Below are 16,162 nucleotides of genomic sequence, written 5' to 3' on the forward strand. Positions count from 1 at the left end.
CGCCCGCGCCCCGGTGTCCGATCACCTGGATCAATGCGCGCGGCGCGCCGCCACGGCCAAGGCCGTCAGGCGGATCCCCGGGGACTCGTACGCCACTCGTTCGGCGGTCGGCCCGCGGGCTGATGGCCTTCGTCGTGCCTATAGTCGGTTCAGCTATTTTGTCGCAGATGTCGAGTCCACGCCGGTGGCCGGGTCGGGCTGGAGGACGGAGAGACGGCCGTGGGTGCCAACCGCGACGATGACTCGCCTCGGGGCCGTGCGCTGTCCCCGGGCGAGCGGCTTCACGTGCTGAGGGCCCAGGAGGAGGAGCAGAACGACCGCGAAGTGCTGCTGGCGGCGCTGTACCACGCCGGCGGCGAGCTGGACGGGCTGGGCGGAATGGTGCACCTGTACGGCGCGCGAACCATCCGCGTCCTGCGCCTGGTCACGACCTGCGGGCTGCCCCAGGTCTTCACCAACCCGTGGCGGGACATCTCCGCCGATGGCTCAGCCGCCCCCGCGACGGTCTTCCGGGAGGGCGGGTGCGTGTGGCGGTCCACCGTCGAGCCGCCGGAGCCGGGGTTCGGGCACGAGTCCGCCGTCTCACGGCTGACGGGTGTGCCCGAGGGCACGGGGATCGCGGCGGCGGCGCTGCCGGGGCCGGAGGGACCGCTGGGCGCGCTCTCCGTGCTGACGTCACCGTCGGCCGGGCAGCCGGACGAAGCGCAGCGGGCGTTCTTCGAGGAGGTGGCCGGCTGGGCGGCGCGGCGGCTGCGGCTGTTCCCCGACGAGGCGGAAGGCGTGTCACCGACACTGCTGGAGCCGCCGGACCCGGCCCCGGGGCGGGCGCGGGCGCTGCGGACCGCGGGCGTCGGGACCTGGGACTGGGATCTGCGTACCGGGGATCTGGCCGTGGACGACATGCTGCTGCAGGAGGTGGGCATCGACCCCGAGGGCTTCGACCGGCACATCGGGACCTGGGTGGACCGGATCCATCCGGACGATCTGCCGTGGATGATGTCCATGACGGACCGGGCGATCCGGTCGCGCACTCCGCTGGAGTACGAGTTCCGGCTGCGGCGTTCGGACGGCACGTACGGCTGGGTCCGGGCGCGGCGCGGGGTGGTGCTGGGCGAGGACGGCGAGCCGGCGCGCCTGGTGGGCACCGTGTGGGACACCACGCAGACGCATGCCGCCACCGAGTCGGTGGGCCGGGCGCTGCGGCACATGAGTGACGGCTTCCTGTCGGTGAACGACAACTGGCGGATCGAGTTCGTCAATGTGACGGCGGAGAAGCTGCTGGGTTCCGCGCCCGGCTTGATCGGCCGGACGCTGTGGGAGGTGCCGGTCATCGGCTCGGTGCCCGGTCTGGAGGAACGGGCCCGGCGGGCCACGGCCGAGGGGAAGCCGGGCGGGCTCGATGTGCGGTGGCCGGACAGCGACCGCTGGTACCACCTGCGTCTGGTGCCGGTCCCCGGCGGGGGCCTGACGCTGTACATCATCGACATCACCGAGCGGCGGCGGCGCGAGGCCGAACAACGGTCCGCGGCCGAACGCGCCCGGCTCATCGGGCGGCTGACCCACCACCTGGCGGAAGCCGTCACCGTCGCGAACGTCGTCGACGCGGTGGCCGACAGTGTGCTGCCCGCGTTCGGCGCCACCGGACTGGCGGTCTTCTCCCTGGACAAGGACCGGCTCGACGTCGTCGGTTTGGTCGGCTACGACCACGCGTTCCGCGACCATGTCCACGGCCTGTCGGCCGCGGTCACCACTCCTCTGGGCCAGGCCCTGCGTACCCGCACCCCGCAGTTCATCGAGTCCACCGACGCGTACACCGCCCGCTACCCGGAAACCGCGGAACTGGCCGCCGCCAGCGGCAAACAGGCCTGGGCCTTCCTTCCGCTGACGGTCTCCGGCCGCGACATCGGCGCCGCCGTCGTGTCCTTCGGCCGACCCCGTCGGCTGGCGGACGACGAGCGGGCACTGCTGACCGCCCTCAGCGGACTGATCGCTCAGGGGCTGGAACGCGCCGGTCTCTTCGACGAGGCCACCACCCGCGCCCGCGAACTCCAACGAGCGCTCCTGCCACAGGAGCTGCCCTCACTCCCCGCGGTGACGGCGGCGGCCCGCTACCTGCCGGCCGGGGCCGCCACCGAGGTGGGCGGCGACTGGTACGACGTCATCCCGCTCTCCTCCGACCGTGTCGCCCTGGTCGTGGGGGACGTGATGGGCCACGGCATGGCGGAGGCCGCGATCATGGGACGGCTGCGCACCGCCGTCCGCACCCTCGCCGACCTGGAACTGCCTCCCGACGAACTCCTCGCCCGCCTCAACGACATCGTCACCGAACTGGGCGGGGACCGGTTCGCCACCTGCATGTACGGCATCTACGACCCGGTCTCCGGCGGTTTCTCCTACGCCAGTGCCGGCCACCCCTCCCCGGCCGTCGTGCGGCCCGGCGGCACCACCACCTTCCCGACCCACATCCCCGATCCCCCTCTCGGCGTGGCGGCACCTCCCCTGGCGACGGTCGAGACCCACCTGCCCGACGGCAGCCTGCTGGCCCTCTACACCGACGGCCTGGTCAGCTCCTTCCACCATGACCTCGGCCATGGCAGGCACCGCCTGGCCCGCCTGCTCGACCAGGGGAGCACCGACGACCCGGACGCACTGTGCGACACGGTGACCCGGGAACTGCTCGGTGACCGGCGCGGCAACGACGACGCCGCCCTGCTGATCGCCCGGACCCACCGGTTGGCGCCGGAGAACGTCGCCTCCTGGCCGCTGCCCGATGACCCCGTCGCCGCCCGCGAGGCCCGTCGGCACATCCGCGAACAGCTCGCCGCGTGGGAGCTGGAGGAGCTGGAGATGACCACGGAGCTGATCGTGAGCGAGTTGGTGGGCAACGTCATCCGTCACGCCACGGGACCGATCGGGCTGCGCCTGCTGCGCAGCCGCACCCTGATCTGCGAGGTCTCCGACGGCAGCCTCACCACCCCCCACATCCGCCACCCCGCCCTGATGGACGAAGGCGGACGTGGGCTGCGACTCGTCACCACCATGGCTCAGCGCTGGGGCACCCGCCACACCGCCCACGGGAAGCACATCTGGGCCGAACAACCCATCCCCACCGCCAACCCACCCCCACACGGGACGAGATGAGCCGTGCCGCGCGAGGGAGCCGCGGGGCGCCTGGCCGGACCCACCGCGAACTGACGTCCGCGCGCTGTACCCGAGTGGAACCGGCCCGACTCCGCGCAAAGCACCCCTGCCGGCCGTGGCCCTCTGTCGCACCTGATGACGCTGATCAGGACGGGGCTGCGGGGGTGGTGGACGATGGGACGTCCTGCGGACTGGTCGCCGGTGGGAATGGACTCCGATCCACTCCCGGCGATCCGGACGCACACACGAACGCCCCGGACACAGCGTTCTCGCTGGTCGCGGGGCGCTGGGCACCTCATGCAGGGTGCCCCCGGCAGGATTCGAACCTGCGCACACGGCTCCGGAGGCCGACGATGCTTGCCGCGTTTGCCCTGCTCAGAGGCCCATTCTCAGGCGGTCAGAACGGTGCCACGCCACGAATGCGCCGTGGGTGGCCCTGTGGCCGGGCAGGCTGGGGGAGTAGCGTCGGAGGGGATTACGCAGTCCGGGAGGTGCGGCGCATGGCGTTGGGGTTCACCGAGGAGACGGCGCGGGCCGTTCTCTCGGACGCGTGCCGCGCCGCCGGCCTGGACCCCGCCGGGGCCGAGCTGCTGCGGCTCGGATCGAACGCTGTGTTCCGGCTCGCGTCGTCGTCGGTGATCGTGCGGATCGCGCAGGACCCGGAGGCCGCAGAGGAGATGGAGCGGGCCGTCCGGGTGGCGCGGTGGCTGGAGAGCGAGCGCTTCCCGGCGGCGCGAGTCCTGCCCGGTGTCCGGCAGCCGGCCGTGTTCGGGGGTCGCGTGGTGACCTGTTGGGAGAACGCTCAGGATCGCGTGGAGTACGCGCGGCTGGACGAGCTGGCGGACCTTCTGAAGCGACTTCACTGGCTTGAGGAGCCGGAGTCGCTGAAGCTGCCGTACTTCGATCCGTTCGCCAAGGTTCGTGACGCCCTTCAGGCGCTCGACGGCATACCCGAGGACGACCGGCACTTCCTCGACCAGCGGGCCGCCAAGCTCCAGAAGGAGTACGACCGACTTGACTTCGTGCTCCCCTTCGGAATGATCCACGGGGACGCGAACGTCGGCAACGCCATCCGCCACCGGGACGGCCATGCCCTCCTGATCGACCTCGACGGCTTCTCGCTGGCCCCCCGGGAGTGGGATCTCGTCCTGACCTCGATGTACTACGAGCGGTATGGCTGGCACTCGAAAGCCGAGTACGAGTCGTTCGTCCATCACTACGGCTTCGACCTGATGAACTGGCCCGGCTACCCTGCCCTCGCGGATGTGCGCGAGCTGATGATGACGCTCTGGCTCGGGACTCGAACTTCAGGCGACCCGAGGGCACGCGAGGAGTTCGCTCGTCGCCTTCAGGCTTTGCGGTCCGGCGGCAGTCGCCTCGACTGGCAACCGTTCTAGCCGTCCTTACGGGCTTGAGCCGACATCGGTGGCGATCCAGAGCCGATGGTCGCCCGCCTGGGCATAGAAGTCACGGGTCGCAGCACTATGGCTCATTCCGGCAAGGTGCCGGCGGAACTCGGCCAGGTAGCTGACGCAGCGAGCGGACTTGAGCTGTTCGCCAAGGTCCAACGCATCGAGCGCGACCCGGCACGCCTCATCAACGTCGCCCGCTCGGAGATGGGCGTCCGCGAGGACCATCGTGGCGAAGAAGTCACTGCGGACATGGCTGCCGCTCATGGCGTTCTCGGCGTGGGCGACGGCCTGGCGCGCGCTGTTGACGTCACGGAAGCAGTGGGCGGCCTCGGCGGCCAGCTCGGCTTCGTCGAAGTACGTGATCCACTCGGGCTCGTCACCGGTATTGCGGCTCTCCAGCGCCTTCGTCGCCTCGGCAAGGGCCAACTCACAGGCCCGAACATCGCCCGTGCGGGCCAGTGCGCGGGCCTCCATGGCGTGGAACTGGGCCATGAGAGTGGGAGTCGCGACGCCCGAGATACCCATCCGTGCGGCGCGGGCCAAGGTGGCGGCCTCGGTGTACCGGCCGAGGAAGGTGGCCTGGTGGCTCATGGCCGAGAGGATGCTTCCGGCAAGGCGGCGGTCGGCCCCGTCCTGGGCGAGCCGGAGAGCCTGGAGGAAGTAGCGCTGCGCAAGGCCGTGCTGGCAGGCGTCGTAGGACATCCAGCCGGCCAGCAGTGTCGACTCCGCGACGGTGGAGAACAACGCCCGGCCGACGGCTTCCTTGTACTGCCCGCTCAGCAGCGGCGCCACATCGCGAGCCAGATAGTGAATGAGGGAGTGCCGGGCGTGGTCTCCGCCGAACCGGTCGTCCAGCTTGGCGAACATGTCGGTGGTCGTCTTCACGGCGGCCACATCCGCCAGCCCGGCCCGCGCGGCAGCCTTGGCCCCGGACGGCAGCTCGGACGGCTCGGGAGCGACCAGCCACCTGAGCGACGCCTCGTGCCACGCCGGCTCGGACGGCTGCGACCGAAGCAACGGCTCGTAGCTGTTGAGGTCGGCCCGCCACAGTTGGCTGACCGCATTGACGGCCGCCTCGGAGGTGGGCGGATAGCTGGCGTCCAGCAACTCCGCGTCGTGGCCCGTGAGATGGTTGAGACCGAGTTCCGCGCCACTCATGGCAAGAGCCTTGGCAAGCAGCGGCCCGTAGAACTCGTCCGGGACGCTGTGCCCGTTCTCCCAACTGGCGATGCGACGCTTGACGCTGGCGTCGGTGGGTAGCGCCTGGCCCTGCTGTTCGGCGGCCCGCCGCAGTTCACGGATGAGCCGTGCCTGGCCCCAGCCACGGGCCTTGCGGGCGTTGCGCAGACTCTCGCCGGTTGGCTGCTGAGCTGTCTCCACCACTCCTCACCTCCCTCGCCGAGCGCTCTGACCTCCGCTTTCTCCGACTCTACGGAGTCAGTGGGCGGCAAGGAACGGAAATCAGCGAACCTTCGCCCGACTCGGGCTGGTGACGGGGGATGACGCGCTGCCCATGTCCTCGTCATCCCCCGTCCCCCGGCGTCATCTCCCGCCGCTGACCTGGCGCGACGAGTCTGGTCTCACGGCATCCGTCCGGATGCCCGGACCGGACGGCGACCGAGGAGATATCCGGTGCAGATGGTGACTCGGCGGGGCCTCGAATGGCTCGCTGCTGCGGCGGACTTGCCCGACCGATGCCGGGAGGTATGGGGGGACGACCCGCGCCGGCCGTATGCCATCCCCACGGGGCGGACGTTCGACGTGGTGGCACTGGAACAGCGCGTCGGCGTCGAGACGTTCGATCAGCTCGAACGGCACAACATGCCCGTCGGCCCCGTCATGGCCGACTGGTCCGCCCAGCAGATCGGCTTCTTCCTCCCGGTCGGATCGCGCGAGCGGTTCGGCCGGATGCTGGTCGATGAGGCGAAGGAGACGACGCCGGAGTACCGGTACCTCGCGGACGGCTCCTTGGTCGTCGTCCCCGGACCGATGCCGCTGAGCGGAGACCGCTACACATGGCTGCGCGCGCCAGCTCGCCAGACGGAGGGAACCGTGTCCCGGGTCGCGGCGCTGGCCGCCATGCTCGTCGCCGCCTCCGAACTGGTCCGCAGCGCGGACCGCTACGGGGAGACCTACGCCCGCTCCGCGGAAGGACACGGACATGAGCGGTGACGAGGAAGAGTTCCCCGACGCGGCGAACTGGTCACCGATCAACAGCCGGGAATGGTATGCGGCTCGGGACGCGGTAGCGGCTCTGCGAGACGTGCTCATCACCGCCCGCCTTGACCGCGAATTCCCGTACCTGCGGGCCGACCTCAACGCCTTCGGCCAAGGAATGATCGACCTCGGCCGCATCTCACCAGAAACAGCCCAACGGCTTGCCGAACTGCTGCGCCTGGCGATCTCCGCCTCGCCCAGCCTTCAGGAAGCCGGCCGACAGGACGACTCCGAACCGCACGACGCGAAATGAGCGGGAGCGATGCCGAGATGACCGACACACGAGGAGTGTGCGCGAGCAGCGCCACTCACCTGGCCTCCGACGTGCCCTACGTACGAGGCCGGGCAGACGCCCACAAGGCCGCGAGCGCCCTGGCGGAACAACTCCGCGCCCTGGACCTCGAAGAGGTCTTCCCCGGACTGATGGCCGACGTGACCGTCAACGGCGATGGCGTCGTCCAACTCGGCCACGTCCGCCCGGTCGGCGCGCGCTTCCTCGCCACGCTGATCGTCGCCGGCCTCACCACCGAACTGATGCAGGACACCGGCCTCCAAGCGTCACCGGACCTGCCCTGTCGCTCGCCCTCGATGCCCTGACGCCGAAGTCCCGACGATCGAGGCCGCGACGCCGCAGCCTTCCAGCACTTGGCCCCCGCATGTCTCCGCCGCTCTGGTACAAGCGGCAGACGTGCTGGGGCTGAGTCATGCACCAGTACGGGCAGTTCCTCGACCATCACGGTGAACAATGCTGATCTCTCTGGCGTGAGCCAGACATGGCGCTCATGGGTCTGCCAGGTGGGCAGTTGCAGGAGGCGAGCGTCAGCGTGGGTCGCAGCAGTTTCCGTAGCCTGCCGGGGAGGGGGCCAGCTCCAGACAATCCCCACACTTGGGTACGACCTCCGAACGTGTTGTCAGTGCCGTGATCTAGGGTAAGGCCGTGTCGACTCGCGTTGAGGTGGTCGACCCCGGAGATGCCCGGACTCGACTGCGAGGAGCTCTCCCCTCGTTGTGCGACAGCTTGCCCCATAGCAGGAAGGCGCCTCCTGATATGCCAGAGCAGAATGCCATTCGACCGCTCCTTCGGGAGGCAGAAAATATCGAAGAGCTCGCCCGGCAAGCGCAGAGCGGCAGCGCCGCCGAGGAGGGGTATGACCACGACCTCCAGAAGAGGTACCGTCAGTGGTACGAAGAAGCGCTCTTCGTTCTCCCCGAAGGATTGAGTTCCCGATTCCGTGAGCAATATGAGGGCAGCCTCACGAGGCCCCGGATCAGGCAATTTGTGCACGAACCACGAAAGAAATGGTCTCTGTATGACAAGGTGCCCAAATATCTGAAGAATCATGGGCCGTGGCAATATCCGTTTGAGAAATGCTTCCTCGAGCCTTTTCAGGAGCAGAGACATATCCTGACGGTGCTTCTGAGGCGGGTGGCGCTTGAAGAGCGTGCTGTCGATCCCTTCGAGCTCTTGACCACGGTATCGCGTCGACTGCCGATGGCGATCGGTGTCCTGGGACGTACACTGCGTGGCCGACCCGGCCTGCCTGTGGCAGACGAATACGATCTCCAGCGCATGCTCCATGCACTCCTGATTCTCCACTTCGAAGATGTGCAACCTGAGGAGACCACTCCGAGTCGCGCCGGCGGCTCCTACCGAATCGATTTTCTTCTCAGAAGAGAAAAGATCGCAGTCGAGGCAAAAATGATGAACCGCTCGTTGAGGCGCACACAGGTCAGAGATCAACTTGTCAGTGATATCTTCGGGTATCAGCGGCATGATGGTGTCGAAGGGCTATTCGCTCTGATCTACGATCCTGAACGCCGGATCGAAAATCCTGCGGGCTTCGAGACCGATCTGAACGACCCCAGCTCGTCGTTTCCCGTGCGCGTCGTCGTGGTGTCGGGCTGACCTCCCGCCTGGACACCATCCGAAGCCGTCGCGGTGCTGCTGTCCACGATGAAGCGCGGCGGGTACCTGATCAACACGGCACGGGCGCGAATCGCCGACCAAGGCGCCGTCGACCGCGCCCTGCGCAGCGGGCAGTTGGCGGCTGGGCGGGCGATGTCTGGTATCCGCGGCCGGTTCCCGCCGCCACCCTCGGCGCACCATGCCGCACCCGGCATGACCCCGCACATCTCCGGCTCCACGCTGTCCGCCCAGACGGCTACATGGCGGCGCCCACTCCTACTCGGTCACCCAATGACCCGCTGACAGCGGTGTCGGCGCGCGTCCCTGTTGACGACCCATGCGTGCTGTCGGCGGCGAACGCGAAGATCGCTGCGGCTCTGGCGAACGAGGGGGACGGCCCGTAACGGCAGTGGCCCGCGAATGGCCCGTAGGTGCCGAGTGACAGCGAGAGAGGGTGCGGCAGTCAGTCTTACTGACTGCCGCACCCTCTCGCTACGTCTTAGCTGGTCACAGGCACCTTGCGACAGTCTCTCACTGGTGCCCCCGGCAGGATTCGAACCTGCGCACACGGCTCCGGAGGCCGTTGCTCTATCCCCTGAGCTACGGGGGCGGTTGTCGTTCCGCAGTGCGGTGACGGGTAGAACCCTACCAGCTTGGGGGAGGTGTCCCGCACCTCGCTTTCCGCACGTGGGTGCGGGTGACGCTACTACCGGGTACTTCTTTGCGAAAGTGCCGGACGTGGGGTCCGCGGCATGCTTACTCTTGGTGTGTGCCAGGCGCTCCCGGCCGGGTCCTTGTCGTAGACGACAGCCAGGTCATCCGGCAGTTGATCAGAGTGAATCTCGAGCTCGACGGCTTCGAGGTCTCGACCGCGTCCGATGGCGCCGAGTGCCTGGAGGCCGTGCTCCTCTTCCAGCCCGACGTGATCACGCTCGACCTCGCCATGCCCCGGCTCGACGGGCTGCGGACCGTGGCCAGGCTGCGGCACGATCCGCGCACGGCGGACATTCCGTTGCTTCTCGTCTCCGCCAGCGTCCTCGTCCGGGACCTGCCGTGCGGCGACGGCGGTGTCGACGCCGTGCTCGCCAAGCCCTTCGAGCCGTCGGAGCTGGTCCGGCTCGTGCGGCGGCTCTGCGACGAGGGACGGCCACCCGCCGTCACCCTGGCGGAGCCTCGTACGCTGGCTCCGTGACCCCCGCCCAGCTCTCCCGCGCCGTGCTGGACGCCGCGCGTGCGCTGGGCGTAGTCGGCCCGTTGCCCGACCGTGTGCAATTGCGACCACGTGGGGACGGGGTCTGGGCGACCGCGATCGCGCTGCGGCTGGCCCGGGAGGAGCGGGCGTCCGCCGCCGAGCTGGCCGGCCGGATCCGGGAGCGGTTGCGGGCCGTGCCGGGGGTCGGGGCGGTCGACGTCGCGGACGGCGGCTTCCTCGTCATCGCGCTCGACGACGGCCACCAGGGGGACCTGCTCCGCGAGATCGTCACCGGGCCCGCGCCCGCGACGCCGCCCGAGGACCCCGCCCGCGACGCCGCCCGCTGGGCCGAGGCCGCCGGCGGACCGGTGTCGCTCGTGCAGCGCGACGAGAACCCCCTCTTCCGCGTCCGCTACGCCCACGCCCGCGCCCGTGCGCTGCTGCGCGGCGGCCGGGCGCTCGGGATCGCGCCCGAGCCCGGCGCCGCCCCGCTGGACCACCCCGCCGAACGGGCGCTCCTCGCCGCCCTCGGCGAGCAGGTCACCGGCGGCGAACGGACGCCCCGGCGGCTCCTCCTGATCGCCGACGCCTTCCTCGCCACGGAACGGGAACGGTCCGCGCTCCCCGTCGGGGACGAGGAGCCCGGCGCGGGCCACCGGGCCCGGCTCGCCCTCGCCCACGCCACCGCGGTCACCCTCGCGCACGGACTCGCGCGCATCGGCGTCTCCGCCCCCGACCACCTGTAGGACGCCCGCACCACCGGCACGACAAGAGAGACACGAACCATGAGCCGTTCCGCTCATCCCGCCGGGCCCCGGCACGCCGACGTGCTGCCCGAGGGGCACTACGCCGCGCCGCCCGCCGATCTCAACGCGCTGGTGCCCAAGGTCTGGGCGCGCACCGTCCGGCGCGGCGCCGACGGCGCGCTCACCGTCGGCGGGATCGGCGTGGCCGAACTGGCGCGCGAGTTCGGCACCCCGGCCTACGTGCTGGACGAGGAGGACTTCCGCGCCCGCTGCCGCGCCTGGCGCGACGCGTTCGGGAACGAGGCGTCCGGGAACGACGCGGACGTCTTCTACGCGGGCAAGGCGTTCCTGTCGCGGGCCGTCGTCCGCTGGCTGCGCGAGGAGGGGCTCAACCTCGACGTCTGCAGCGGCGGCGAGCTCACCACCGCGCTCGCCGCCGGCATGCCGCCCGAGCGCCTCGCCCTGCACGGCAACAACAAGTCGGCCGACGAGATCGACCGCGCCGTCGCGGCGGGCGTCGGCCGGATCGTCGTCGACTCGCTCCAGGAGATCGACCGCGTCGCCGCCGCGGCGGCCCGGCACGGCGTCCGGCAGCGCGTCATGATCCGCGTCACGGTCGGCGTCGAGGCGCACACCCACGAGTTCATCGCCACCGCCCACGAGGACCAGAAGTTCGGGCTCGCCCTCGCCGACGGCACCGCCGCCGAGGCCGTCCGCCGCGTCCTGGCGCAGCGGAGCCTCACCCTCGCCGGGCTGCACTCGCACATCGGCTCGCAGATCTTCGACCTCGCCGGGTTCGAGGTGTCGGCCCGCCGCCTGGTCGCCCTGCTGGCGGCGGTGCGCGACGAGCACGGCGTCGAGCTGCCCGAACTCGACCTCGGCGGCGGCCACGGCATCGCCTACATCCCCGCCGACGACCCGCGCGAGCCGCACGAGATCGCCACCGCGCTGCGCGAGATCGTCGCCCGCGAATGCGGCGCCGCCGCTCTGGGCGCGCCGCGGCTGTCCGTCGAGCCGGGCCGGGCGATCGCCGGGCCGACCGCGTTCACCCTCTACGAGGTGGGGACGGTCAAGCCGCTGGCCGGCCTGCGCACCTACGTCAGCGTCGACGGCGGCATGTCGGACAACATCAGGACCGCGCTCTACGACGCCGAGTACTCCGTGACCCTCGCCTCCCGCGCCTCCGGCGCCGAGCCGATGCTCGCCCGCGTCGTCGGCAAGCACTGCGAGAGCGGCGACATCGTGGTCCGCGACGCCTGGCTCCCGGCCGACACCGCCCCCGGCGACCTGCTCGCCGTGCCCGCCACCGGCGCGTACTGCCGCTCCATGGCCAGCAATTACAACCACACGCCCCGCCCGCCCGTGATCGCCGTCGCCCACGGCACCGCCCGGGTCCTCGTCCGCCGCGAGACCGAGGAGGATTTGCTGCGACTGGACGTCGGCTGAGGAAGCCCGTCCGCATACTGAACGTGTAGCGGACGTTTCTTCGTATGTGCGTGAGACTGGTAGTCCCTGAGTGACGTCGAAAGGCGAGGTCGAATGGTGCGCACTCGTCCGCTGAAGGTGGCCCTGCTCGGCTGCGGAGTGGTCGGCTCGCAGGTGGCCCGCCTCATGACGGCGCACGCCGACGACCTCGCGGCCCGCATCGGCGCGCCCGTCGAGCTGGCCGGGGTGGCCGTGCGGCGCCCCGGCAAGGCGCGCGGAACGGTGGCGCCCGAGCTGATCACCACGGACGCCGCCGGGCTGGTCGCGCGCGGCGACATCGACGTCGTCGTGGAGCTGATCGGCGGCATCGAGCCCGCCCGCGCGCTGATCAACGCCGCCTTCGAGAACGGCGCCAGCGTCGTCACGGCGAACAAGGCGCTGCTGGCCGAGGACGGCCCGGCCCTGCACGCCGCCGCCGGCAAGCACGCGGCCGACCTGTACTTCGAGGCGTCCGTCGCCGGGGCGATCCCGCTGCTGCGCCCGCTGCGCGAGTCGCTCGCCGGGGACGAGGTCAACCGGGTCCTCGGCATCGTCAACGGCACCACGAACTTCATCCTCGACCGCATGGAGTCCAGCGGCGCCGGCTACGGCGAGGCCCTGGAGGAGGCGACGGCCCTCGGGTACGCCGAGGCGGACCCGACCGCCGACGTCGAGGGCTTCGACGCCGCCGCCAAGGCCGCGATCCTCGCCGGGATCGCGTTCCACACCCGCGTCCGTCTCGACGACGTGCACCGCGAGGGCATCACCGAGGTCACCGCCGCCGACATCGCCTCGGCGCGGCAGATGGGCTGCACCGTCAAGCTGCTGGCCATCTGCGAGCGCGCCGAGGACGGACGCTCGGTGACCGCGCGGGTGCACCCCGCGATGATCCCGCTGACGCACCCGCTGGCGTCGGTCCGCGAGGCGTACAACGCGGTCTTCGTCGAGGCCGACGCCGCCGGCCAGCTCATGTTCTACGGGCCGGGCGCGGGCGGCGCGCCGACCGCCTCGGCGGTGCTGGGCGACCTCGTCGCCGCCTGCCGCAACAAGCTCGGCGGGGGCCGCGGCCCGGGGGAGTCGGCGTACGCGCGGCTCCCGGTGAGCCCGATGGGCGAGGTCGTCACGCGGTACCACATCAGCCTGGACGTGGTGGACAAGCCCGGCGTGCTCGCGCAGTGCGCCATGGTCTTCGCCGATCACGGCGTGTCCATCGACACCGTCCGGCAGACCGGGAAGGACGGCGAGGCCCAGCTCGTCGTCGTCACGCACCGGGCCTCCGACGCCGCGCTGAGCGCGACGGTCGAGGCGTTGCGCAGACTGGATACCGTGCACGGTGTCGCCAGCACCATGCGGGTCGAAGGGGAATAGGGAGCACTGCCATGGAGGCACCCGTCATGTCTGCCACCACCACCAGCCGCCAGTGGCGCGGGGTGATCGAGGAGTACCGGGACCGGCTTCCGGTGACGCCCGAGACGCCCGTCGTGTCGCTGCGCGAGGGTGGCACTCCGCTCGTGCGGGCCCAGGTGCTCTCGGAGCGCACGGGGTGTGACGTTCATCTCAAGGTCGAGGGCGCCAACCCGACCGGTTCGTTCAAGGACCGGGGGATGACGCTGGCGATCTCGCGCGCCAAGGAGGAGGGCGCCCGCGCGGTCATCTGCGCCTCGACGGGCAACACCTCGGCCTCGGCCGCCGCATACGCGGTGCGGGCCGGGATGGTGTGCGCCGTGCTGGTGCCGCAGGGCAAGATCGCGCTGGGCAAGATGGGCCAGGCGCTGGTCCACGGCTCGCGGATCCTCCAGGTCGACGGGAACTTCGACGACTGCCTGACGCTGGCCCGCGGCCTCGCCGAGAAGTACCCGGTGGCGCTGGTCAACTCGGTGAACCCGGTGCGGATCGAGGGCCAGAAGACCGCCGCGTTCGAGGTCGTCGACATGCTCGGCGACGCCCCGGACATCCACGTGCTGCCGGTGGGCAACGCGGGGAACATCACGGCGTACTGGAAGGGGTACGGCGAGTACGCCGCCGACGGCCCGGCCACGCGCACGCCGCGCATGTGGGGGTACCAGGCGTCGGGCTCGGCGCCGATCGTGCGCGGCGAGCCGGTGAAGGACCCGTCCACCATCGCCACCGCGATCCGCATCGGCAACCCGGCGTCGTGGTCCGCCGCCGAGCGCGCCCGCGACGAGTCGGGCGGGCACATCGACGAGGTGACGGACCGCCAGATTCTGGCCGCCTACCGGCTGTTGGCCGCGCAGGAGGGCGTCTTCGTGGAGCCGTCGTCGGCGGCCTCGGTCGCCGGTCTGCTCAAGGCGGCCGAGGAGGGCAAGGTCGACCGGGGCCAGCGGATCGTCTGCACGGTGACGGGCAACGGCCTGAAGGACCCCGACTGGGCCGTCTCCGGCGCCCCCCGCCCCGAAACGGTCCCCGTGGACGCGGCGGCGGCCGCCGCCCGTCTCGGCCTGGCCTGAGACAGACGCACGCCCGGCCCGGGACGTACGGGCCCTGGGCGGACGCGGCACGGGCACGACCCCGGTCGTGGCCGCGTCCGTCGGGGCGGCCCGCACCCGTCGGGCCCCGGCTGCGTCCCGGAGCTGTTGAGCGCCGCCCGTGCCGACGGGCCCGGCCTGGTCCGCCCGCCGCGTGCGAGCCGGGCGCGGGGCGGAGGCGTGGCCGCGGCCGGGAACCGAAAGAGGCCCCGGTGGCGTGTCCCCTGGCGGGGGGAGGTGTCTCGTGCCGCCGTCCGGGCCCGCGAAGCGCGGAACGACACCGGTCGGCCCTGTATCGCGTGTGAACCTTCCTTCGATAGGCTGGTATTCGTCCCTCGCCGTGTCCTGCTCGCTGTCACCTCCGCGAGGCAGGGCGCACGCCGCTGTATTCGCCTCCCGCGTCAGCGGGGACATGCCGCACATCTCACCAAGGAGAGTCATCGAGCGATGGCCCATCCCGCCTTCCGCGCCGCCGCCGTACGGGTGCGTACCCCCGCGACCAGCGCCAATCTCGGGCCCGGTTTCGACGCGCTCGGGCTGGCCCTGGGGCTCTACGACGACGTGGTCGTCCGCGTGGCGGACTCCGGGCTGCACGTGGACATCGCCGGTGAGGGCGCCGACTCCCTGCCCCGGGACGAGCGGAATCTCCTGGTCCGCACGCTGCGCACCGCCTTCGACGCGCTCGGCGGGCAGCCGCGCGGGCTGGAGGTCGTCTGCGCCAACCGCATCCCGCACGGCCGGGGCCTCGGCTCCTCGTCGGCCGCGATCTGCGCGGGGCTCGTCGCCGCCCGGGCCGTGACCACCGGCGCGGACAGCCGGCTCGACGACGCGGCGCTGCTGGAGCTCGCGGCGGAGATCGAGGGGCATCCGGACAACGTCGCGGCATGTCTTCTCGGCGGCTTCACGCTGGCCTGGGGGGAGGGCGCCGCGGTCCGGGCCATCCGGATGGAGCCGGCGGCGACGGTCGTTCCCGTCGTCTTCGTGCCCGCGCGCCCGCTGGCCACCGAGACCGCGCGCGGGCTGCTGCCGCAGTCCGTGCCGCACGTGGACGCCGCGGCGAACGCGGGCCGGGCCGCGCTGCTCGTCGAGGCGCTGACCCGGCGCCCCGAGCTGCTCCTTCCCGCCACCGAGGACCGCCTCCACCAGGACTACCGGGCGTCGGCGATGCCGGAGTCGATGGACCTGGTCCACCGGCTGCGGGCGGACGGCGTTCCCGCCGTCATCTCCGGCGCGGGCCCCACGGTGCTGGCGTTCGCGGAGGACGGGGAGGCCGACAAGATCGCCCGGCTGGCGGGCGACGGCTGGACGGCCAACAGACTCGCCCTGGACACGGTCGGGACGTGCGTCCTGCCGCTGACCGGGGCCGGTCAGTGACACGGTCGCCGGCGGCGCGCGGCTGCGCGACAGGGCGATCGGGCAAGAACCGAGGAGAGGGGGAATGAAGGCAGGATCCGGTAGTGTTAACCTCAAGTCTGCACGTACCGCTCCGCTGAGCGCCGTGCGGAATTCCGGGGTCCCACCTCCTGGGACCACCTTTTCTTCCGGGAGCCTCCACTCATCTGCCTGAGCAGCCTGCCTGGTAGCGCCGAGCGCACGCT

Annotated in this window: 13 protein-coding genes, 2 tRNA genes and 1 pseudogene; 13 read left to right on the forward strand and 3 right to left on the reverse strand. The window is 71.2% G+C overall.

Annotated elements, in window-relative coordinates; translation table 11 throughout:
• Positions 1–219 precede the first annotated feature (219 nt).
• The gene (locus ACSNOC_RS06765) at positions 220–3,141 is read left to right on the forward strand and encodes a SpoIIE family protein phosphatase (protein WP_436746337.1); all 2,922 of its coding nucleotides are present in this window, start codon (positions 220–222) and stop codon (positions 3,139–3,141) included.
• A gap of 305 nt (positions 3,142–3,446) precedes the next feature.
• Here ACSNOC_RS06765 and ACSNOC_RS06770 read toward each other — a convergent pair.
• Positions 3,447–3,524, reverse strand: a tRNA-Arg gene (locus ACSNOC_RS06770).
• Positions 3,525–3,641: 117 nt separating this feature from the next.
• Here ACSNOC_RS06770 and ACSNOC_RS06775 point away from each other — a divergent pair.
• On the forward strand, positions 3,642–4,538 hold the full coding sequence (locus ACSNOC_RS06775) for a phosphotransferase family protein (protein ID WP_436746338.1): 897 nt from the start codon (positions 3,642–3,644) through the stop codon (positions 4,536–4,538).
• Between the two features lie 6 nt (positions 4,539–4,544).
• Here ACSNOC_RS06775 and ACSNOC_RS06780 read toward each other — a convergent pair whose 3' ends face one another.
• On the reverse strand, positions 4,545–5,933 hold the full coding sequence (locus ACSNOC_RS06780) for a helix-turn-helix domain-containing protein (protein ID WP_436746339.1): 1,389 nt from the start codon (positions 5,931–5,933) through the stop codon (positions 4,545–4,547).
• Positions 5,934–6,113: 180 nt separating this feature from the next.
• Between ACSNOC_RS06780 and ACSNOC_RS06785 the strand changes: the two genes are divergently transcribed.
• The 5 genes and pseudogenes from ACSNOC_RS06785 to ACSNOC_RS06805 form a co-directional block, all read left to right on the forward strand.
• The gene (locus ACSNOC_RS06785) at positions 6,114–6,725 is read left to right on the forward strand and encodes a bifunctional DNA primase/polymerase (RefSeq protein WP_436746372.1); all 612 of its coding nucleotides are present in this window, start codon (positions 6,114–6,116) and stop codon (positions 6,723–6,725) included.
• The gene (locus ACSNOC_RS06790; protein WP_436746340.1) at positions 6,715–7,023 is read left to right on the forward strand and encodes a hypothetical protein; all 309 of its coding nucleotides are present in this window, start codon (positions 6,715–6,717) and stop codon (positions 7,021–7,023) included. The genes ACSNOC_RS06785 and ACSNOC_RS06790 overlap by 11 nt, the downstream gene beginning before the upstream one ends.
• 17 nt (positions 7,024–7,040) lie before the next feature.
• On the forward strand, positions 7,041–7,367 hold the full coding sequence (locus tag ACSNOC_RS06795) for a hypothetical protein (protein ID WP_436746341.1): 327 nt from the start codon (positions 7,041–7,043) through the stop codon (positions 7,365–7,367).
• Between the two features lie 451 nt (positions 7,368–7,818).
• The gene (locus ACSNOC_RS06800; RefSeq protein WP_436746342.1) at positions 7,819–8,676 is read left to right on the forward strand and encodes a hypothetical protein; all 858 of its coding nucleotides are present in this window, start codon (positions 7,819–7,821) and stop codon (positions 8,674–8,676) included.
• Between the two features lie 36 nt (positions 8,677–8,712).
• A pseudogene (locus ACSNOC_RS06805) lies at positions 8,713–8,928 on the forward strand (NAD(P)-dependent oxidoreductase); the annotation flags it as partial.
• A 283-nt stretch (positions 8,929–9,211) separates the two neighbouring features.
• Here ACSNOC_RS06805 and ACSNOC_RS06810 read toward each other — a convergent pair.
• Positions 9,212–9,286, reverse strand: a tRNA-Arg gene (locus ACSNOC_RS06810).
• A 225-nt stretch (positions 9,287–9,511) separates the two neighbouring features.
• Here ACSNOC_RS06810 and ACSNOC_RS06815 point away from each other — a divergent pair.
• The 6 genes from ACSNOC_RS06815 to thrB all read left to right on the forward strand — a co-directional run bounded on the left by ACSNOC_RS06815 (position 9,512) and on the right by thrB (position 15,938).
• Positions 9,512–9,868: a response regulator gene (locus ACSNOC_RS06815; RefSeq protein ID WP_436746343.1), complete on the forward strand. Its 357-nt coding sequence runs from the start codon at positions 9,512–9,514 to the stop codon at positions 9,866–9,868.
• Positions 9,865–10,614: a DALR anticodon-binding domain-containing protein gene (locus ACSNOC_RS06820; RefSeq protein ID WP_436746344.1), complete on the forward strand. Its 750-nt coding sequence runs from the start codon at positions 9,865–9,867 to the stop codon at positions 10,612–10,614. Before ACSNOC_RS06815 ends, ACSNOC_RS06820 begins: the two co-directional genes overlap by 4 nt.
• A 39-nt stretch (positions 10,615–10,653) precedes the next feature.
• Positions 10,654–12,060, forward strand: a complete 1,407-nt coding sequence (gene lysA / locus ACSNOC_RS06825) for a diaminopimelate decarboxylase (protein WP_436746345.1) — start codon at positions 10,654–10,656, stop codon at positions 12,058–12,060.
• Positions 12,061–12,153: 93 nt separating this feature from the next.
• Positions 12,154–13,446, forward strand: coding sequence for a homoserine dehydrogenase (locus ACSNOC_RS06830; RefSeq protein WP_436746346.1), 1,293 nt, complete (start codon positions 12,154–12,156; stop codon positions 13,444–13,446).
• 26 nt (positions 13,447–13,472) lie between these two features.
• A complete protein-coding gene (thrC, locus tag ACSNOC_RS06835; protein WP_436746347.1) occupies positions 13,473–14,546 on the forward strand; it encodes a threonine synthase in 1,074 nt (357 codons plus the stop codon).
• A gap of 465 nt (positions 14,547–15,011) precedes the next feature.
• Positions 15,012–15,938 carry a homoserine kinase gene (thrB, locus tag ACSNOC_RS06840; RefSeq protein ID WP_436746348.1) on the forward strand — a complete coding sequence of 309 codons (927 nt, stop codon included), beginning with the start codon at positions 15,012–15,014 and terminating at the stop codon, positions 15,936–15,938.
• The last annotated feature ends 224 nt before the right edge of the window (positions 15,939–16,162 follow it).

Origin of the sequence: Streptomyces sp. URMC 129, assembly GCF_051386415.1 — a bacterium.
In the GTDB taxonomy this organism is placed as follows: Bacteria; Actinomycetota; Actinomycetes; order Streptomycetales; family Streptomycetaceae; genus Streptomyces.